18 protein-coding genes, 1 tRNA gene and 2 rRNA genes are annotated in these 19879 nt (G+C 38.3%); 19 read left to right on the forward strand and 2 right to left on the reverse strand.

Annotated features, from left to right (window positions below; all coding sequences use genetic code 11):
• Together VAHSUH02_RS03910 and rrf are read left to right on the forward strand one after the other, a co-directional pair.
• Nucleotides 1–136 (forward strand): 23S ribosomal RNA (locus VAHSUH02_RS03910); the annotation flags it as partial.
• A 76-nt stretch (nt 137–212) separates the two neighbouring features.
• Nucleotides 213–329 (forward strand): 5S ribosomal RNA (gene rrf, locus VAHSUH02_RS03915).
• Nucleotides 330–666: 337 nt separating this feature from the next.
• Here the strand turns inward: rrf and VAHSUH02_RS03920 are convergent.
• Together VAHSUH02_RS03920 and VAHSUH02_RS03925 are read right to left on the reverse strand one after the other, a co-directional pair.
• Nucleotides 667–876, reverse strand: a complete 210-nt coding sequence (locus VAHSUH02_RS03920; RefSeq protein WP_005378494.1) for a TOBE domain-containing protein — start codon at nt 874–876, stop codon at nt 667–669.
• 100 nt (nt 877–976) lie between these two features.
• Nucleotides 977–1050, reverse strand: a tRNA-Gly gene (locus VAHSUH02_RS03925).
• A 136-nt stretch (nt 1051–1186) separates the two neighbouring features.
• Between VAHSUH02_RS03925 and VAHSUH02_RS03930 the strand changes: the two genes are divergently transcribed.
• From VAHSUH02_RS03930 to VAHSUH02_RS04010, 17 genes are all read left to right on the forward strand, one after another.
• A complete protein-coding gene (locus VAHSUH02_RS03930) occupies nt 1187–2512 on the forward strand; it encodes a PepSY-associated TM helix domain-containing protein (protein WP_005382491.1) in 1326 nt (441 codons plus the stop codon).
• Nucleotides 2513–2663: 151 nt separating this feature from the next.
• Nucleotides 2664–3818, forward strand: a complete 1155-nt coding sequence (gene nhaA, locus VAHSUH02_RS03935; protein WP_005378504.1) for a Na+/H+ antiporter NhaA — start codon at nt 2664–2666, stop codon at nt 3816–3818.
• 28 nt (nt 3819–3846) lie between these two features.
• Nucleotides 3847–5019, forward strand: a complete 1173-nt coding sequence (gene nhaA / locus VAHSUH02_RS03940; RefSeq protein WP_005382489.1) for a Na+/H+ antiporter NhaA — start codon at nt 3847–3849, stop codon at nt 5017–5019.
• A gap of 24 nt (nt 5020–5043) precedes the next feature.
• Nucleotides 5044–5649: a 3D domain-containing protein gene (locus tag VAHSUH02_RS03945; protein ID WP_009660878.1), complete on the forward strand. Its 606-nt coding sequence runs from the start codon at nt 5044–5046 to the stop codon at nt 5647–5649.
• A gap of 140 nt (nt 5650–5789) precedes the next feature.
• Nucleotides 5790–6614 carry a pur operon repressor gene (purR, locus tag VAHSUH02_RS03950; protein WP_005378496.1) on the forward strand — a complete coding sequence of 275 codons (825 nt, stop codon included), beginning with the start codon at nt 5790–5792 and terminating at the stop codon, nt 6612–6614.
• Between the two features lie 9 nt (nt 6615–6623).
• Nucleotides 6624–7997 carry a bifunctional UDP-N-acetylglucosamine diphosphorylase/glucosamine-1-phosphate N-acetyltransferase GlmU gene (gene glmU / locus VAHSUH02_RS03955; RefSeq protein ID WP_005382486.1) on the forward strand — a complete coding sequence of 458 codons (1374 nt, stop codon included), beginning with the start codon at nt 6624–6626 and terminating at the stop codon, nt 7995–7997.
• 139 nt (nt 7998–8136) lie between these two features.
• Nucleotides 8137–9090: a ribose-phosphate diphosphokinase gene (locus tag VAHSUH02_RS03960; protein ID WP_005378517.1), complete on the forward strand. Its 954-nt coding sequence runs from the start codon at nt 8137–8139 to the stop codon at nt 9088–9090.
• A 10-nt stretch (nt 9091–9100) separates the two neighbouring features.
• Complete coding sequence (gene pth / locus VAHSUH02_RS03965) at nt 9101–9679, forward strand: aminoacyl-tRNA hydrolase (RefSeq protein ID WP_005378490.1); 579 nt, start codon at nt 9101–9103, stop codon at nt 9677–9679.
• Between the two features lie 58 nt (nt 9680–9737).
• Nucleotides 9738–11219, forward strand: a complete 1482-nt coding sequence (locus VAHSUH02_RS03970; RefSeq protein WP_005382483.1) for an aminotransferase class I/II-fold pyridoxal phosphate-dependent enzyme — start codon at nt 9738–9740, stop codon at nt 11217–11219.
• Nucleotides 11220–11221: 2 nt separating this feature from the next.
• A complete protein-coding gene (locus tag VAHSUH02_RS03975; RefSeq protein ID WP_005382482.1) occupies nt 11222–11908 on the forward strand; it encodes a dTMP kinase in 687 nt (228 codons plus the stop codon).
• An 89-nt stretch (nt 11909–11997) separates the two neighbouring features.
• Nucleotides 11998–13038 (forward strand): hypothetical protein, encoded by a 1041-nt coding sequence (locus VAHSUH02_RS03980; RefSeq protein ID WP_005382481.1) that lies wholly within the window; start codon nt 11998–12000, stop codon nt 13036–13038.
• Entirely contained in the window at nt 13039–13884 is an 846-nt protein-coding gene (locus VAHSUH02_RS03985) for a PSP1 domain-containing protein (RefSeq protein WP_005382480.1), read from the forward strand.
• Nucleotides 13877–14605, forward strand: a complete 729-nt coding sequence (locus VAHSUH02_RS03990; protein ID WP_005382479.1) for a tRNA1(Val) (adenine(37)-N6)-methyltransferase — start codon at nt 13877–13879, stop codon at nt 14603–14605. The genes VAHSUH02_RS03985 and VAHSUH02_RS03990 overlap by 8 nt, the downstream gene beginning before the upstream one ends.
• Nucleotides 14592–15437 (forward strand): 16S rRNA (cytidine(1402)-2'-O)-methyltransferase, encoded by an 846-nt coding sequence (gene rsmI, locus VAHSUH02_RS03995; RefSeq protein ID WP_005382478.1) that lies wholly within the window; start codon nt 14592–14594, stop codon nt 15435–15437. Before VAHSUH02_RS03990 ends, rsmI begins: the two co-directional genes overlap by 14 nt.
• Nucleotides 15438–15471: 34 nt before the next feature.
• Nucleotides 15472–17421 (forward strand): methionine--tRNA ligase, encoded by a 1950-nt coding sequence (metG, locus tag VAHSUH02_RS04000; protein WP_038148592.1) that lies wholly within the window; start codon nt 15472–15474, stop codon nt 17419–17421.
• Nucleotides 17421–18191, forward strand: coding sequence for a TatD family hydrolase (locus tag VAHSUH02_RS04005; RefSeq protein ID WP_005382476.1), 771 nt, complete (start codon nt 17421–17423; stop codon nt 18189–18191). The genes metG and VAHSUH02_RS04005 overlap by 1 nt, the downstream gene beginning before the upstream one ends.
• 151 nt (nt 18192–18342) lie before the next feature.
• Nucleotides 18343–19878 carry a Ppx/GppA phosphatase family protein gene (locus VAHSUH02_RS04010; protein ID WP_038148590.1) on the forward strand — a complete coding sequence of 512 codons (1536 nt, stop codon included), beginning with the start codon at nt 18343–18345 and terminating at the stop codon, nt 19876–19878.
• Nucleotide 19879 lies beyond the last annotated feature (1 nt).

Raw genomic sequence — 19879 nt, forward strand, 5'->3', positions numbered from 1 at the left:
AACCAGCCTTGAGATGAGGTTTCTCATAGCATAAGCTAGTAAGATCCCATGTAGACGACATGGTTGATAGGCCAGGTGTGGAAGAGCTGTGAGGCTTGGAGCTGACTGGTACTAATAGATCGAGGGCTTTACTTAATAACAATAAGCGGAAATGTGCAACAAATATATATATATACCTTCTATGTGGTTTTCAGAGTACAAACTCTGACAGATTCAGTGGCGATAGCTACGAGGGTCCACCTGTTCCCATCTCGAACACAGTAGTTAAGCTCGTAAACGCCGAAAGTACTTGGCTGGAGACGGCCTGGGAGGATAGGAAGTCGCTGATTAAGCTAAAAAGGCTAACCGTATGGTTAGCCTTTTTTATTATATATACTTACATGTAGAGTCCGACCAGGGCACCTGGGAAAGGTAGGGTGTGAGCTAACAGAGGAGCGTAGCGACGTATGGGAGCCACACATCACCTTCATCCGAACGTAAGATTTCTCCAGCTGCAAAGCAGCGATGAGAAATCCACAGTGAGGAGTGATAGGAAGTCGCTGATTAAGCTAAAAAAGGCTAACCAAATGATTAGCCTTTTTTATTATATATACTTACATGTAGAGTCCGACCAGGGCACTTAAAAATATTTTAATAAAAAAGAGCCGCCGAAGCGACTCTTTCTTATTATTCTACACCAACCATTACGCTAGTGGATTTAATAACAGCCACAACTTCTTTGCCAACTGCTAAGCCTAAGTCTTTAACGGATTGAATTGTAATATCAGCTGTAAGAATGTTATCGTTACCTACATTAATTTTTACAATTGCGTTTACAGCACCTTCTTGAATTTCAATGATTGTACCTTTTAATTGATTTCTTGCGCTTAATTTCATGGAATACTCCTTATAAAAATATACAATACAAATCTGTTTTTATTATATCTTTATACAAAAAAATAACCATGACGCATATCACATCACGGAATATTATATATGGAGCGGGCGAAGGGAATCGAACCCTCCTCTCAAGCTTGGGAAGCTCGCATTCTACCGATGAACTACGCCCGCATGATGTACATATTGTATCATACTATAATATATACATTCAAGGGGAGCTTGTTTATATACTCTATACCCATAGTGGTTGCTGTATTGTATTGATATAATAATTAATGTATAACATAATGAGGAAGGAGGCATATGTATGTCAAAAATTTATAAAATTCATAAATGGTTATCTATCGTTTCTGTGCTATTTTTCTTAATGTTCTGTATTACAGGTCTTGTCCTTATGTTCCGAACTGAATTAAATGCATGGGCTCAAGGAGGGTCACATCATTCCTCGTCATCAATGGCGATGAGTCAACAAGAAATATCTATTTTTAATTATGCTGATGAAGGTGCCCTATTAGTGAAAGAAAAATATCCGTCTAAGGATATTTTAAATATTTCTCCAGCTATGGGGGCTGCACATATTTTACGGTATCGTATTATTGATTCTTCCGCAACTGTAGCACCTCCAGCGCGTATGGGGATGGGAGGGGATTATGCATTATATAACCCTGAAACAAAGGAGCTTATTACTACGCATCATGAAACGCCTGCACATCCTTGGGTTCGAAGTGTATTACACACGCTTCATCAACTACATACACGATTAGATCTTGGTAAAACAGGAATTTATATTGTAACAATTTTATCTTTAGTATGTGGGTTATCTATTATTTCTGGTATTTTTTTATACGGTCCATTTCGTAAAAGCTTTGCCAAATCCACTGTATTGTCTAACTATATGAAATTAAGTACATTACATCGAGAATTTGCTATGGTTGCTACTGTATGGGGATTTATCTTATGTATTACAGGTGTATGGATAGGTGGATTTTTTATTGCTAATGACAGCTATAATGCAGATGTACTACACACTGCAAAGCAAGAACTTTCAGTTGGTCAATCTGACATTTTACAACCATCTGAAGCTATCTCTCGCATTATGAAAGCATACCCAGATCGTCAGCTTATATCTATAGATTATCCATCTAAATTTAATAATCATCATTATGCATTTTATTTAGGTGCTGAAAATGATGATGATCCAGCTATGTTCTTGGGCCAACCAGTCTATGCTAATTTATATACTGATTCTACTAAGGATATGTATTCTACAAAAAATATCCCCTGGTATTTTACGGGCATGACTACAATGATTAATCTCCATATTCATAATCATAATACGATGGCTCTTAAAATATTATGGGCCATCTGGGATATTGTTCTTATTGTAGGCATTGTGACTGGTATTATTATGACTATTAAAAAGAAATTTGGCAGAGCTAGTGCTACAGAATCTAAAGTATCGGCTGAGATAAAACATGTTTGGCGTACACCAATCTGTTGTAGTACTTTAGTATTACTTGGATTTATTATGCCACTTTGGTCTAATCCAGTTACAAATACTATAGCAGGTATTTGTTTAACTATTCCTCTAGTTGTATTTTTTATTTCTTTAATTAGAGGATTTAATCATTAAGTTATTATATTCTTCCTGTATCTAATCAGCGTGCTTCATCATTAGTTTATTGATTGATTTCGAACTAAAATGATATAATAATATAAATCAACTAGGTTTTTTATGTGTTAAAACCTGTATTTATATTATGATTGAGAAAGTGGAAGTTACTATGAAATATATTAAAGCATTTATTCAGTCTGAATCATCTGGCGGTATTATGCTATTACTTGCTGCGATTCTTGGTGTTATAACTGCAAACTCGCCAATAGCTGAACAGTATTTTTCTCTGATGCATATTTATTTAGGTCCAATGGATGTATTGGAGTGGGTAAATGACGGTCTTATGGCTTTATTTTTCCTATATGTAGGGATTGAAATTAAGACTGAAATGATTTCCGGTGAGCTAAACACCAACTCAAAGAGATTGTTACCAGTTTTAGCTGCATTTGCCGGGGTGGTAACACCTGCGTTAGTTTACTTCTTAATTGCTGGATCTGTACCAGAATATACGCATGGTTGGGGAATACCTACTGCTACCGATATTGCCTTTGCAATTGGTGTCATTATGATGCTTGGTAAACGCGTATCACAAGCGATGAAGGCATTCCTTTCGGCATTGGCTGTTATCGATGATTTAATTGCTATCATAGTGATTGCCATATTTTATGGTGGTGGTGTAGATTTTCCTCATTTAATCGTTGCTGCTATTGTGACGGGAGCGTTGTGGTATACCAATAAACAAGGCTATGTGAGACCAGTTTTATATGGTGTACTCGGTGCCGTTCTTTGGTATTTTGTTTTAAAATCTGGTGTTCATGCCACTATCGCTGGTGTTGTGTTAGCTATGACTATTCCTGCAATGGGTAAGTTGGATGGAGAAACTGTTTATCCTATGCACGCATGGGCGGATAAATTGAAAAATTGGGTTAATTTTTTGATTATTCCTCTATTTAGCTTCTTAAATGCTGGTGTATCCTTCTCAGATGTTTCTGTAGATCATTTGTTCCACCCTGTTGTTTTAGGTGTTTCATTAGGCCTTATCTTGGGAAAACAGCTTGGTATATTCTCCGCTGTTTACGTTTTAGTTCAGTCTAAGATTATTAAGATGCCTACTAATACAACATGGCCCGAGGTTTATGGTACAGCCATTGTCTGTGGTATTGGGTTTACTATGAGCTTATTTGTGGCTACATTGGCATTTCCACCTGGTGTCACTCAAGAAATGTCTAAAATTGGTATCTTTATAGGCTCTATTATTTCTGGTTTATTAGGTGCTATAGTTTTAATTGTGGCTTATAAAATAAGATCTATTAAGAACAAATAATAAACTTATCATATTAGGAAGGAATCATATGGAACGGATATTTGTACTTTTACGTTCTCCTGGTTCGGCTACTGCCGTTTTACTAGGAGCTACACTTATTGCCTTAATCGTAGCGAATTCTCCATTGGCAACACAATATATGTCTCTGGTTAATTTAAAACTAGGTCCATTAACAACGATGGAGTGGGTTAATGATGCATTAATGGCGATTTTTTTCCTCTTTGTTGGATTAGAAGTAAAACGTGAATTGGTAAGTGGTGAACTAAATACGAATGCTAAGCGTATCATGCCAGGTATTGCTGCATTATTTGGTGTATTAGTACCTGCTATTATTTACTATCTTATTGCTGGATTTAGTGAAGTTTACGTTCATGGATGGGCTATTCCTACTGCGACAGATATTGCTTTTGCTATAGGTGTAATAACTGCATTAGGCTCAAGAGTTCCTAACTCTATGAAAGTATTTTTGACGGCCTTAGCTGTTATTGATGACTTAATTGCTATCATTGTTATTGCTATATTCTACGCAGCAAATCTTAATCTTTTCTATTTATTTGCTGCTGTAGTTGTAACGGGGTTATTGATTTATTGTAATCGGTCTGGTTACGTTAGATCTTTGTCTTATATCATTCTTGGGATCATTTTATGGTACTGTATTCTTCGTTCTGGTTTACATGCTACAATGGCAGGCGTAATCTTGGCGATGACAATTCCTGAACGGGGCAAGATTGGTCGTAAATATGTGAGACCAATGCAACATTGGGAACATTATTTATCTAACTGGGTAAGTTTTGTTATTGTTCCAATTTTCGCATTCTTTAATGCCGGTGTTAACCTTGATGGATTTGGTATGGCTGATTTAAGTCATCCAGTTGTTTTAGGCGTTGCATTAGGCCTTATTTTAGGGAAACAAATCGGTATCTTTGGTGCTATGTTTGGCATGATTAAGTTAGGTATTGTACCTATGCCAGCAGAAGCTAACTGGAAATTTATTTATGGTACATCCATTGTATGTGGTATTGGTTTTACTATGAGTATATTTGTTTCCGTTCTAGCTTTTGATCCAGGTCATGCTCAAGAGATGGCTAAAGGTGGCGTGTTGATTGGTTCCATCATTTCTGCTATCATTGGTTATGGCTACTTACGAATTGTAGGGGCTAAACGAAAAGAATGTCATATTGGGGTATATCATAATTGCTAAGTTAAGCAATAAAGGGGAATGTACATGATTAAGAGAATTTTAATACTATGTACTGTGCTATGTATGACTAATATGATGGCCTTCGCACAGGCGAAGTCAGTTGATAAGGGACAACGAGGTCATCATGTACAGAAAATTCAAACCATGTTAGTGCATCAAGGATATCTTAATGATTCAGCAGATGGTATTTTTGGGCGTAACACTGAATTAGCAGTACGTAAGTTTCAAAAGGCTAAAGGCCTCGCTGTAGATGGACGTGTAGGTACGGCTACGATGAGTGCTTTAGAAAAGGAAGAAACTCGTTTTGGCGATTCCGCCATTTCGCGTAGTCATAATGGGGTTCCCAATAAGTATGTACGCGTTATGACGATGCATGCTAGTGCATATAGTGCTCAAGACCCAGGAAATAGCAATTATACGGCAACTGGCAGTCGCTTAAAAAAAGGTATTGTTTCAGTAGATCCACGGATTATACCATTAGGTACAAAGATGTTTATTGAAGGTTATGGCTATGCCGTGGCTGATGATGTTGGCGGAGCTATTAAAGGTAGCCGTATTGACCTAGCCTTTAATTCTCGTGCAGAAGCTTTGCGATTTGGTCGTCAAACTGTAAAAGTATATATTTTATAACTATATATAAACTGTTGAAAGCTCTAGTCTATGACTAGAGCTTTTTCCGAATTATATATTTTTTCTCAATGCGAATATTCGGAAATTCATGGTATAATATAGATATCAATATAAATCGAGTATTCAGCAAAGGAAGGCTTATGAATAAAGTTCGACGTGTTGAAAGAATGGTGGCAATGACTAAATTATTAGTCGATTCTCCACAAAAACTTATATCTCTTAATTATTTTTGTGATTTTTTCGGAATGGCGAAATCTACAGTAAGTGAAGATTTAACCTGTGTCCGTCAATCGATGGAACATTTTCAGTTGGGTACTCTAGAAACGGTAGCGGGGGTAGCTGGCGGTGTTCGATTCATACCTCATCGAAAAGGCGAGCAGGCCAATGAAATCCTACGCGATGTGCAACAACGTTTGCGTGAACCAGATCGTATTATTCCCGGTGGATTTATTTATATGTCGGATATTTTGTATGATTGGCATGTGATGACTCGGTTAGGCGAAATTATTATGACTCGCTTTGTAGATCGCAATCCAGATTATATTTTGACGGTAGAAACAAAAGGGATTCCTTTGGCGGTTATGGTGGCTAGGGCTTTCAACAAGCCACTTGTTATCGCGCGTCGTGATAGTAAGGTTACAGAAGGATCTGCCATTAGTATTAACTATGTAACGGGTTCATCTGGTCGAATTCAAACGATGACATTAACTAAACGCGCTATTCCACAAAATGCGAAGGTGCTAATTATTGATGATTTCATGAAGGCTGGCGGTACGGCTAAAGGCCTGACCGAGCTTGTACATGAGATGAATGGTAAAGTAGTGGGAACAGGTGTTCTAGTGGCTACTGCTGAACCAAATCCTAAGTTAATCAATGATTATGAATCACTATTTACGTTCCATGGTATTGATGAAAGTACAAATGAAATTCACATCGAACCTGTATTTGATACGATTGATAGATAGGAGTTTACTATGAATATTGCAAGTCTTATTTTAGCAGCTGGTAAGGGTACACGGATGAAGTCCAAATTGCCAAAGGTACTTCATAAAGTTGGCGGTAAAGCTATGGTTGAACGCGTTCTAGAAACTGTTCAATCTCTTGGAACCGATAAGGATGTTGTTATCGTTGGCTTTGGTGGTAATGCGGTACAAGACTATCTAGAAGGTCGTGCTGAATTTGTACGTCAAGAAGAGCAAAATGGTACAGGTCATGCAGTAAAAATGGCAGAACCTGTATTAGGATCTTTTGATGGCACTATTTTATTGTTATGTGGGGATACGCCACTCGTAACTAAGGAAAGTTTAGAAGCTCTTTTAAAAGAACATACTGCATCTGGAGCAGCGGCTACAATTTTAACGGCCCATATGCCAGATCCAACAGGTTATGGTCGTATCATTCGTAACGAAGAAGGTCATGTGGTACGCATTGTAGAACAAAAGGATGGCAAACCAGAAGAGTTAGCTGTACAAGAAGTTAATACTGGTATGTATGCTTTTGATAGTAAAAAACTATGGCCTTGTCTCGGCCAATTATCCGACGATAATGCACAAGGTGAACTGTATATTACAGATGTGGTTGGTATTCTCGTAAATGGCGGCGATAAAGTAAGCGCTTATATGACTGAAAATTTTGAAGAATCGTTAGGGGTAAACTCTCGCTTGCAATTGGCTGAAGCAGAATCTATTTTAAAACATCGTAAAAATGTAGAATTAATGACCGCTGGTGTAACGATTATTGATCCTGACAATACCTATGTAGCACCAGAGGTTACTGTGGGGGCTGATACAATTCTACATCCTGGTACCGTTTTAGAAGGCAATACGGTGATTGGTGAAAACTGTGAAATTGGACCTCATACACGCTTGACGAATGTAACTGTTGGCAATAATACAGTAATTCATTTTACCTATGGTCATGACTGCGAAGTAAAAGATGGCGTAGATATTGGTCCATATGTTCATTTGCGTCCTAATACGGTTATTGGCAACAAGGTTCATATTGGTAATTTCGTTGAGGTTAAAAATTCCAATGTTGGGGAAGGCACCAAATTCCCTCATCTATCCTATATTGGCGATAGCGATGTAGGTTCTGGTGTCAATATTGGTTGCGGTACGATTACGGTAAATTATGACGGAAAAATCAAGCATCGTACAACTATCGGCAACGGTGCATTTGTAGGCTGTAACAGCAATTTGGTAGCACCTGTTACAATTGGTAATTATAGCTATGTAGGAGCAGGTTCTACGATTACTAAAAATGTTCCAGATAAGGCATTAGCAGTAGGTCGTAGCAAGCAAATTGTGAAAGAAAATTGGGTTACAGACGATACTTTCAAAAAGAAATAAGAATTTATCAAAAATTTTTCACACAAGATAGGAAAAATAGTATACAATAATAAGGCAATAAGGTTGTATATCTGTAATATTTCGTTACATATACATTGAGTAACTAACTAAGATTACGGAGAAATGAAAGGGTATCAAAATGGCATTTGAAGACGGCAAAAAACTTAAGATTTTCACAGGTAACGCAAATCCAGAATTGGCAAAGGAAATTTGTGATTATTTAGGTTTGCCTTTAGGTGAAGCGTTTGTAGGTCGCTTTAATAATGGCGAAGTACAAATTATGATTGATGAAAGCGTACGTGGCAAAGATGTATTTATCATTCAACCAACTAGCTATCCTGTAAACGATAATTTAATGGAATTAATGGTTATGGCTGATGCGTTAAAACGTGCTTCTGCTCGTCATATTACAGCTGTAGTTCCTTACTACGGTTATGCTCGCCAAGACCGCAAAACTCGTGGTCGTGAACCAATTACTGCAAAATTAGTAGCAAACTTGATGCAAACTTCTGGTATTACACGTCTTGTAACAATTGACTTGCATGCAGGTCAAATTCAAGGCTTCTTCGATGTGCCAGTAGATCATTTATATGGTGCATCCATTTTAGCTAAATACATTAATGAAAAAAATCTTGAAGATGTTATTGTAGTATCTCCAGATCTTGGCGGTGTTACAAGAGCTCGTGATTTGGCTGACCGCATTGGTGCGCCAATTGCAATCATCGAGAAAAAACGCCCTGAACCAGGCGTAGCTAAAGTTATGAACCTCATTGGTGATGTAAAAGGCAAAAACTGTATCATCGTTGATGATATTGTAGATACAGCAGGTTCTCTTGTAGAAGGTGCTAAAGCATTAAAAGAATTTGGTGCTAAATCTGTTATGGCTGCTGTTACCCATGCTGTATTAACAGATCCAGCAAGTGAACGCATTGCAAACTCTAACATTAAAGAGCTTATCGTAACAAACACAATGCCATTACCAGAAAATTGCAAATTAGACAATGTAACGCAACTATCTGTAGCGCCATTATTGGGCGAAGCAATTATGCGTATCTTTCATGAAGTTTCAGTAAGTAATTTATTTGATAAATAATAGGTGATTCTTGAAGTTAGTAGTAGGCCTTGGTAACCCAGGCAAGCAATATGAAGCGACAAAACATAATATTGGATTTATGGTCATCGATGCCATTGCAGATAGCGTTTCTCACACTCCTTGGAGAGAAGAACAAAAGGCAGAGGTGTGCAGTATTAATGTAGCTGGTGAGAAGGTATTGCTTGTAAAGCCTCAAACATTTATGAATGCAAGTGGTGAGTCTGTAGGTCCATTGATGCGGTACTATAAGATTGATCCATCTGATGTGTATTGCATTTATGATGATATGGATTTACCGGTAGGCAAATTACGTATTCGACCAAATGGTAGTTCTGGTGGGCATAATGGGATTAAATCTTTAATCTCCCATATAGGAACAGAAAATTTTCCGCGTTTTCGCGTAGGTATTGGTCGTCCATTACCACAATGGACTGTCATTGATCACGTGTTAGCACCATTTAGTGAAGAAAATCAAGAGAAAGTACAAAAAGGTATCAAAGACACAGTAAAAGCTGTATTAGGCACCTTAGAGGTGGGCATAGACAAAGGGATGAATCAGTTTAATCCTAAGCGTCGTCCACAGCGATAAATAACATGCATAAGGGCATGAGTCTCATTGAGATTCATGCCCTTTTTACGAGGTATATATGAGCAATCAAGAAAAAATGCCATTTGTAGAGGCTTTAGAATCATATAAGGAACAACATTTTGTGCCTTTTCATACACCTGGTCATAAGATTGGTGTTGAAGCGCCTCAGTTACTAAAGGACTGGATGGGAGCAGCACTGCCATATGATTTAGGGGTTATGTATGCTCTAGATGATCTACATGAACCTGAAGGAGAGTTAAAAGAGGCGCAAGACTTAACTGCTGAATTATATGGAGCTGATGATTGCTGGTTCTCTATTAATGGCACAACCGCTTTAATTGAAGCGATGATTATGGGGACAGTAGGTCCTGATGAAACGATTATCATTCCTCGAGAAGCACATCGTTCCGTTATTAGTGGATTAGTGTTATCTGGTGCAAAGCCTGTTTATATGGATTGCCAATTTGATGCTCGGTGGGGTATCCCTTTAGGTGTATCAGTGGAAGATGCTATTAAAACTATGGATGCTCATCCAGAGGCTAAGGCGATTCTCTTAGTGTATCCAAACTATTATGGTGTAGGTGTAGATATTGTAACTATCGTACAAGAAGCACACAAACGAGGGATGATTGTTCTTGTTGATGAAGCGCACGGACCTCATTTACCATTTTCAGAAAATTTACCTGTTGAAGCCATTGCGTCAGGTGCAGACTTAGTGGCACAAAGCACGCATAAATCGGTAGGTTCTTTGACGCAAACCTCTTGGCTATTAGGTCAAGGCGATTTAATTAATAAACGCCGCATTACACAAATGCATCAGATGTTACAAAGTACGAGTCCTAATTATATATTTTTAGCATCCCTTGATATGGCGCGCCATCAGTTGGCTACGGAAGGTAGCAATTTGGTAAATCATGCTGTGTCATTAAGTTTACAACTACGACGTGAATTGGAAGCCATAAAGGGCATTTCTATCATGTCAAGCAAGGATGTAGATAGACCTAACTATGATGTAACAAAGGTGTTGATTGATGCCAAGGAATTGGGGCTTACCGGTGTGGATTTCGAAAAACGATTACGTGCTCACCATATCGAAGTTGAACTTGTGCAGGCGCATCATGTGTTAGTACTCATCACGATAGGTGATACAGAAGAATCTATCATGACTCTTGTAAAGGCTGTACAGGCTATAAGCGATGAGATTTGTAGTAAGTCATCCTTAATAAATCGTGCTGGTGAACAAATAGAGGAACGTACTGAGACTATTCAGTCAGCTACCATTCTGCCTATTCCTGTTGTACGTATGACACCGAGGGAAGCCCTTTATAAGGAGCGTAGATCCTGTATGTTCGAGTCGGCGTTACATCATATTTGCGGTGAAACCATTGCTTATTATCCACCGGGAATTCCTTGTATAGCCGTAGGTGAAGAGATTACAGAATCTGTGTTACAATATATACAACAACGGCGTGCATTGGGGTATATGCCAAATGGTGCAGCCGATATGAACTTAGAAACGATACAAGTTGTAGAGGAGTAGAGATGGGGACTTTAATCATACTAGAAGGTGGCGATGGCAGTGGCAAAGCTACACAAACAAAGTGCTTGGTAGAACGATTACAAGCAGAAGGTCATCGTGTGCGCAGTGTTAGCTTTCCAAATTATGATAGTGATGCATCGATGCCAATTAAGATGTATTTATCGGGCCAATTTGGCACGGATGTAGACTCGGTTAATCCCTATGTAGCAAGCTCTATGTATGCTATCGATCGTTTTGCATCCTTTAGAATGGATTGGCAGTCATTTTATAATGATGGTGGCATCATTATTGCTGACCGGTATACGACGTCAAATATGGTTCATCAAATGGTGAAATATACGGACGCGGATAAACGTGTTCAATTTTTAGAATGGTTGGAAGACTTTGAATTTGTTAAGTTTGGTTTACCTCGTCCTGATGCGGTATGTTTGCTTGATGTTCCATTAGACGTGACGGAATCTTTGATGTCTGAGCGAACTGGTAAAACAGGGGGAGAGACAGGGGATATACACGAAGGAAATAGAGTGTATTTGCAAGCTGTTCACAATGCCTATGATGAATTAGTTGAACGTTATCAATGGCATCGTATTTCCTGTGCCCAACAAGATGAATCTGGAACTTTTACAATGCGCAGTATAAAATCTATACACAATGACATATACGATGTGGTAAAAACGATATTGCGATAGATACAATCACATATCTTAGGACATGGCGACTCTTTAAAAAGTCGCCATTTTCCTATATAATAGTAATATTGGACAGGATAGGAGGGATTATGACATATTTTGATAATGTAATCGGTCAAGATACGATTAAAAACCACCTAACTGAATTGGTAAAACGGCAAACATTACCACATAGCTTGTTGTTCTATGGAGAGGCTGGACTCGGTAAACTTGATATGGCTATAGGGTTAGCATCGTTGATTTTAGGACGGCAGGTATTTCCAGGTCATAATGGGGCTGAATATCTAGACGAGGTAAAAAATGCACGCCTTGCCAATGGTGAAAGTGAAAAGAAAATAGAAGCGGAAGGTTTACCTATTTATATGGATAAGGGAGATGCATTTTGGATTCGTCCTATGAAATCAACCTTAAAAGTAGAACAATGGTATTCCCTATTGCAAGATCATCTATCTGTTGCTGGTCTTGGAAACCGCGTCGTTATCATTGAAGACTTTCACATGGCCAATGCTATTATGGCGAATGCCATGTTAAAAACGATTGAAGAACCACCGGCACAGGTGTACTTCATTATTATTACGAACAAGATTAATCTTGTGTTGCCAACAATTATTTCACGTTGTATGGGTGTGGGCTTTCAATCCGTTTCAGATGAAAGTATTCGCTACGCATTGCAGCAACGTGGTATTACAGGAAACATAGATGAAGCTATTTCGATGGGCCATGGTAACCCTGCTGTTGTGGAAGCATTAGTACAACAGGGAACCATAGCCATGTTGGAATTAGCCATACAATGGATGCGAACATTAGGCTCTGATTCACGATGGTTTTCAAAGATTGCCATATGGTGTGAGTCACTGACCCGTGATGATGCATTGGATTTAATGCATTGGTTACGATTGTTAAGTCGCGATATGATGGCCCTTAAATGTGGTGCAACCATAGAGCAACTACAAGTACCCATGCATAGAACAGTATTATTAGAATTATTACCGCATTGGCCAATGGCCGCTTTAGCAACTGTAGCTCATGAAACATTGCGCGCGGAACAGGCACTGCGGTTGCACATAAAAATCGCTCTCGTGATGGACGGTCTTAGTATCGCCCTTCACGATGCTCGTGAGGAGGTTTAGATGGTAACCATCGTTGGCGTACGATTTAAAAAGGCTGGTAAGATTTACTATTTCTTACCTGGCGAAGAAACTCTAACAATCGATGATGGCGTCATTGTAGAGACAGCGCGTGGCGTTGAATATGGTACGGTTGTAATTGGACCAAAAGAGGTGGCAAAAGATTCTTTGGTGATGCCTGTAAAAGAAGTAATGAGAAAGGCTACACCTAAGGATTTACAACAATTAGAAAAGAATGAGGAACGAGAAGAAAAAGCATTTGCGATATGCTTAGAAAAAATTGCGAAGCGCAAATTACCGATGAAGCTAATTAATGTAGAATACACATTTGATATGAATAAAATTGTATTCTTCTTTACTGCCGATGGGCGCATAGATTTCCGTGAACTTGTAAAAGATTTAGCCACTGTTTTTAGAACGCGTATTGAGTTACGTCAAGTAGGTGTTCGTGATGAAGCTAAAGTGTTAAATGGCATAGGTGCCTGTGGCAGACCTTTATGTTGTTCTAACTTTTTAGGTGATTTCTCACCGGTATCGATTCGCATGGCTAAGGATCAAAATTTAAGCTTGAATCCGACTAAGATTTCTGGTGTATGCGGTCGTCTTATGTGTTGTTTAAACTACGAAGACGATTTATATAAAAAGGGTGGAGACCTTTATGTAAAGAAGGATAGAACTCCATCGCCTCGCGACGTAGAGCCACCAGGTATCGGTAAAGAGGTCGTAACTGATGAAGGTATCGGCAAGGTTCTCAAGGTAAATTATCATAAACATACCGTTAAGGTTCAGTTGGAGGCAGGTCGAACCATCGATTTAAAATGGTCTGATGTGGCATTGCCAGATGAATAATCAAGAGCAACTCGATGATTTGATTATCGATGATTTAAAGATATATCAGCGGCAAGATCAATTTCGCTTTTCCTTTGATGCTATTGCATTGGTTCATTTTTGCCGATTTAATCAGCGTCATCGATATATAGACTTAGGCACAGGTACAGGGGTATTACCGTTAATAGGTACATCTCTAGGTGCTGGTCATATTACAGGTGTTGAGATTAATGATGTAATGGCTAACATGGCTGAACGCAGTGTTCTATATAATCATAAATCCAATGTTGTATCCATAGTTCAAGGTGATTATCGCACTATGAATTATCAGCAATTTGGTTCCAAACCTTTTGATGGTGTTCTAGTGAATCCTCCTTATTTTGACCATCGACGAGGTGAAGTTCCTAATAATCATCATCTTAGCTTGGCATTACATGATGGTTGTACTTCTATTGATGATGTATGTACAGCGGCTTCTCGATTAATCAAAAATAAGGGGCGTTTATGGATGGTATATAGTGCACCTCGTTTATCAGAGCTCATACATGCATTAACAGCGGTTGGATTTACTGTTAAACGAATACGCATGGTTCATGGTATGATTCATAAACCGGCTAAAATCGTTTTGATTGAGGCTATAAAGGGCGGTGAACAAGGGTTAATCGTTGAGCCGCCATTAATCGTATATAGCCAACCTAATGTGTACACGGAGGAGGTGTCTCGTTGGTATGAACGAAAATAACAAGGGCACCTTGTATTTAGTGCCTACGCCCATTGGCAATCTAGAGGATATGACGTATCGTGCTGTACGGATACTGGGAGAGGTTGATGCTATTGCAGCCGAAGATACACGGCACACCGGTATACTGTTAAAGCATTTTGAAATTAGTAAGCCTTTGATTTCTTATCATGAACATAACAAGGAAGAAAAAGGAACTGTTATTATAGAGATGTTATTAGAGGGTAAGAATATTGCTTGTGTTAGTGATGCGGGCATGCCTGCTATATCTGACCCTGGTGCAGATCTTGCATCGAAGGCCATTGCACAAGCTATATCCGTTGTACCCTTACCGGGGGCTAATGCAGCATTAACGGCGCTTATTGCATCTGATTTAGATACTAAACAATTTACATTCTTCGGTTTTTTACCAAAGCGTGGGAAACATCGCAATGATGCTCTTCAGCTTATGGCGAAACAACGAGGAACGCTAATATTTTATGAGGCACCTCATCGTTTACAAGAGGTTCTCTGTGATATGTATGAGGCCTTGGGCAATCGACCGATTACGATTGCTCGCGAGGTAACTAAAAAGTTTGAAACCTTTTTACGCACTGATTTAGCTTCCATTTGTGATGACTTAGATCAAATTATCTATAAAGGTGAATTTGTCTTAGTGATAGGTGGTTGTGAGACGGGTGAACCGACTGATGATAAGGAAGAACAACCTATATCCTATGAAGCAGCCGTAGCCGAATTAGTAGAAACAGGAGTACCAAAGAAGGAAGCTATTCGCGAAGTAGCAAAACGCTTTGGCGTTTCTCGCCGTGAGGTTTATAATATTGTAGAGCGATAACACTTTCACAAGTGATGAATAGAAGGAGATTATGATGGGCGATACAAAGAAGACATTTTATATTACAACTCCAATTTATTATCCTAGTGCTAAATTGCACATAGGTCATACATATTGTACATCTGTAGCTGATACAATTGCTCGTTTTAAACGTTTAGCTGGTTATGATGTAAGATTACTAACTGGTTCTGATGAACATGGTCAAAAAATTCAACGTGCTGCTGAGGCACAAGGTATTACACCATTAGAATATACGACTAATATTGTTAATGGATTTAAATCATTATGGGAAAAAATGCATATTTCCAATGATGACTTCATTCGCACTACCGATGCACGTCATGAAAAGGTAGTCCAAGAATTATTTACGAAAGCTTACGAAAAAGGCGATATTTACAAAGCAGAATACGAAGGTTGGTATTGTACACCTTGCGAATCCTTCTGGACTGAACAAAAACTTGGTGAAAATCATACCTGTCCAGATTGTGGACGTCCTGTAGAGCGCGTTAAAGAGGAAAGCTATTTCTTTAAACTTGGTAAATATACAGACCAATGGCTTAAATTTATCGAAGAAAATCCTGATTTTATTCAACCTGAATCTCGTCGCAATGAAATGATTCAATTCGTAAAACAAGGTCTTGAGGATTTGGCTGTTTCTCGTACATCTTTTGACTGGGGGATTAAGGTTCCATTCGACCCGAAACACGTTGTGTATGTTTGGTTCGATGCATTAGTAAACTATATTAGCGCATTATCTCCTTTCGATGGGGATGGTGAACTATATAAGAAATTCTGGCCAGCAGATCTTCATTTGGTGGGCAAGGAAATTGTTCGTTTCCACACTATTATTTGGCCTATGATGCTCATGAGCCTTGAGTTGCCATTGCCTAAAAAGGTATTTGGTCATGGTTGGATGATTGTAGATGGTACCAAGATGAGTAAATCTCTAGGTAATGTTATCGATCCAAATCCATTGATTGATACATATGGTGCCGATTCTTTGCGTTATTATTTGTTAAGTGAAATTACATTAGGCCATGATGGAAACTTCACATTGCCTAACTTTGTAACCAAAATTAATGCGGATTTATCTAATGATTTAGGTAATCTTTTAAATCGTACTATTGCGATGATTGAAAAATATCATGGTGGCATCATCACAAAAACTGATGATGTAGATGATTTAGATAAAGAAATTTCTTCCTTGGCAGAACAAACGGTAGCAGATTTTGAAGCTCAAATGGAAGCTATGGAATTAAATAAGGCCCTTAAAACAGTATGGGCTTTTATCAGCCGTATGAATAAATATATCGATGAAACTATGCCTTGGGTCTTGGCTAAGAGCTCTGATGAGACAGATATTCGTCGTTTGCAATCCGTTATGTATCATCTTGCTGAAAGCTTACGCATCATTGCCGTTCTCGTAAGCCCTGTTATTCCAGTGGGGGCTCCAAAAATTTGGGAACAGTTGGGCCTAGGTGGTTTTGAGCATGTCCAATTAGATGATGTACGTACATGGGGTGGTATTCCAACTGGTACAAAGGTCGTAAAAGGTGAGCCAATTTATCCACGTTTTGAAGTTCCAGAAATGGTAGAAATCGCTTCTGTAGAAGAAAAAACTACAGAATCTGTTGATACGTCTAATATTCCACCTTTAAAAGAAAATATTAGCTATGATGATTTTGAAAAATTGGATTTTCGTGTCGCTAAGGTTGTAAGTTGTGAAAAGGTACCTAAGTCTAAAAAATTATTGAAATTTGTATTGGATATTGGTCTTGAAGAACGCACTGTATTAAGTGGTATATCTCAATATTACGAGCCAGAATCTATGGTTGGTAAAAAGGTAATTTACTTAGCAAACTTGAGCCCTAAAAAGATGATGGGCATAGAATCTTACGGTATGATTTTATCCGCTTCTGATTGGGAAGAACATTTAGAAGTTACCAATATTGAATCATTACCAGCAGGGAGCATTGTAAAATAATGAAACTCTTTGATACACATGCACATATTAACGATAATCGTTTTGATAACGATAGAGCTGATATGTTACAAGCTTGTTTCGATGCAGGCGTTGAATACATTATGATTCCTGGTGTTGATAGACAAACTGTTGAATCAGGTGTTGCATTGGCTGAAACTGATGACCGTTTATATGCAGCTGTAGGCACACACCCTCACGAAGCAAAAGATTTTACTGATGATGACTATGAATATTTTAAAGAGTTAGCATTACACAATGATAAGGTCCGTGCTATCGGTGAAATTGGCCTAGATTATTATTATGATTTTTCTGATAGACCAACGCAAAAGAAGGTGTTTATACGTCAACTCGAGTTGGCTCGAGAGGTAGATTTGCCTATTATCATCCATGACCGTGATGCTCATGGTGATATCATGGATATATTGCGCAACGAAGGCAAGGACAATTGGGGGATTTTTCATTGTTATTCCGGTAGTTGGGAGATGGCTAAAGAGGCTATTAAATTTGGATTCTATATATCCTTTGCTGGACCTGTTGTATTTCCAAAGTCTACGAAATTAAAAGAGGTTGCTAAACAAGTGCCACTTGACCGTATTCTTATTGAAACGGATTCTCCGTATTTAACACCACCTCCATTTAGAGGCCGTCGTAATGATCCGAGTAAAACACAATTTGTGGCTCAGGAAATTGCATCGTTACGCGGTATGGATGTAGATGAGTTTGCTTCGATTGCTTATGAAAATGGCAAACGTGTATTTGGAATAAAATAAATACTGCTAGTTATAGGATATATGTGGACTAATTATGGTTTATACATATATCCTTGGTAGGACGCGATTCTTTCGTAGAAAGGATCGCGTTTTTCTATGGTATACTAACATATATAGTCTATATCGATTTGGGCTTACAAAGGATGATAAGATGGAACGCATTGCATTTATTGACTTAGGATCGAATTCCGTTCGATTCGTTATTTATGAAATATCAGATACAGGTAGTTATCGCTTAATTTATCAGGAAAAAAATTCCATTCGCTTAAGCGAAAATATGTGGGGTAATCATAAACTGACAGAACCTGCTATGAATCGTGCTTTAGTGTCGCTACAGTCTTATGTACATATGGCAAAAGCGCTTGAGGTAAATTCTACTAAAGCTGTTGCTACAGCAGCTGTTCGATTAGCTAAAAATGGTGATGAATTTATTGAAACCGTGAAACGTGAGACCGGGCTTGATTTAGAATGTATTTCAGGAGAAGAAGAGGCTCGTTTAGGCTTTTTGGGTGTTATTAATACGATTGGTCTCAAGGATTTTGTTATTTTTGACTTAGGCGGAGCCAGTACTGAAATTACATTAGTAAGAAATCGTCAAATTGAACAGTCTGTTAGCTTACCTATTGGTGCTTTAACATTAACCGGAACCTATCAGAAGGGCGATGAGTTTACAGACAAAGAATACAATAAAATGATTAAGGCCATTAGAAAGGCCATAGAGGAACAACCTTGGCTTAAGAACACTAAAATGCCTCTGTTAGGTATTGGTGGTACTGCACGAAATATAGCCAAAATGGATCAACGTAAATTATCATATCCTATTACTAAATTACATAACTATGAGATTCCATACCATCGCTTTACAGAATTATTGGATGAGGTTAGATCTAAACCGTTAGGGCAACGCAAAAAAATAAATGGTCTTTCATCCGAGCGAGCTGATATCATAATTGCGGGAATGAGTATCGTCTATGAATTATTTAATTATGTGAATTGTAAAACCTTAGTTGTAGGTGGTTCTGGCCTTCGAGAAGGTTTATTTTATGATTATTATGGGCATAACTATTTAGGTGGTAATCCTATTATTCCAGATATATTGATTCACTCTGCAGAAAATGTTTTATTGGAGATGACACGTCATGAGCTCGTTCATGCTAAATATATTTGCAGATTAGCTGATACATTATTTGAACAATGGTGGTCCTTGCATAAGGGCGATAATGCGCTGCGCCGTTGTTTGCAAGTAGCATCATTATTGCATGATATTGGCAAACGTGTGAATTATTATAGTCATGCTCGACATGGTTGCTATATGCTGGTTAACAGTAATCTATACGGAATGACACATATTGAACAGGCTTTTAGTGCGTTTCTCGTTATGAATTCGCATGGTTTAACACCTAAGGAATATAAAAACTTCTTGTACGGTAAACTACTGGATGATGAGCAGCGTTCGATAGGGCAAAAGTTGTCAATTATTCTAGCTATTGCTGAGGCTCTTGATGAAAGTCATGAACAGCTGGTTATGAATTTAGATAGTCGAATTAGTCCAGATGAGGTGCGTTTGATTATACAGTATCCAAAGCATCTAGATATTGATATAACAAAAGGGGCTGTTGAAAAATTAGTGAAGCCTTTTAAAAAGGAATTTAAACGTCAGTTAGAAATTGAGTGGTCCCCTCAGTAGG

Origin of the sequence: Veillonella atypica KON, assembly GCF_002959915.1 — a bacterium.
Classification (GTDB): Bacteria; Bacillota; Negativicutes; order Veillonellales; family Veillonellaceae; genus Veillonella; species Veillonella atypica.

Coding starts and splice junctions, on each gene's coding strand:
- VAHSUH02_RS03920 (WP_005378494.1), bottom strand. CDS start 876: ATGAAATTAAGCGCAAGAAATCAATTAAAAGGTACAATCATTGAAATT.
- nhaA (WP_005378504.1), top strand. CDS start 2,664: ATGAAATATATTAAAGCATTTATTCAGTCTGAATCATCTGGCGGTATT.
- VAHSUH02_RS03960 (WP_005378517.1), top strand. CDS start 8,137: ATGGCATTTGAAGACGGCAAAAAACTTAAGATTTTCACAGGTAACGCA.
- purR (WP_005378496.1), top strand. CDS start 5,790: ATGAATAAAGTTCGACGTGTTGAAAGAATGGTGGCAATGACTAAATTA.
- VAHSUH02_RS04010 (WP_038148590.1), top strand. CDS start 18,343: ATGGAACGCATTGCATTTATTGACTTAGGATCGAATTCCGTTCGATTC.
- VAHSUH02_RS03990 (WP_005382479.1), top strand. CDS start 13,877: ATGAATAATCAAGAGCAACTCGATGATTTGATTATCGATGATTTAAAG.
- VAHSUH02_RS03930 (WP_005382491.1), top strand. CDS start 1,187: ATGTCAAAAATTTATAAAATTCATAAATGGTTATCTATCGTTTCTGTG.
- VAHSUH02_RS04005 (WP_005382476.1), top strand. CDS start 17,421: ATGAAACTCTTTGATACACATGCACATATTAACGATAATCGTTTTGAT.
- VAHSUH02_RS03945 (WP_009660878.1), top strand. CDS start 5,044: ATGATTAAGAGAATTTTAATACTATGTACTGTGCTATGTATGACTAAT.
- VAHSUH02_RS03985 (WP_005382480.1), top strand. CDS start 13,039: ATGGTAACCATCGTTGGCGTACGATTTAAAAAGGCTGGTAAGATTTAC.
- metG (WP_038148592.1), top strand. CDS start 15,472: ATGGGCGATACAAAGAAGACATTTTATATTACAACTCCAATTTATTAT.
- nhaA (WP_005382489.1), top strand. CDS start 3,847: ATGGAACGGATATTTGTACTTTTACGTTCTCCTGGTTCGGCTACTGCC.
- glmU (WP_005382486.1), top strand. CDS start 6,624: ATGAATATTGCAAGTCTTATTTTAGCAGCTGGTAAGGGTACACGGATG.
- VAHSUH02_RS03975 (WP_005382482.1), top strand. CDS start 11,222: ATGGGGACTTTAATCATACTAGAAGGTGGCGATGGCAGTGGCAAAGCT.
- VAHSUH02_RS03970 (WP_005382483.1), top strand. CDS start 9,738: ATGAGCAATCAAGAAAAAATGCCATTTGTAGAGGCTTTAGAATCATAT.
- rsmI (WP_005382478.1), top strand. CDS start 14,592: ATGAACGAAAATAACAAGGGCACCTTGTATTTAGTGCCTACGCCCATT.
- VAHSUH02_RS03980 (WP_005382481.1), top strand. CDS start 11,998: ATGACATATTTTGATAATGTAATCGGTCAAGATACGATTAAAAACCAC.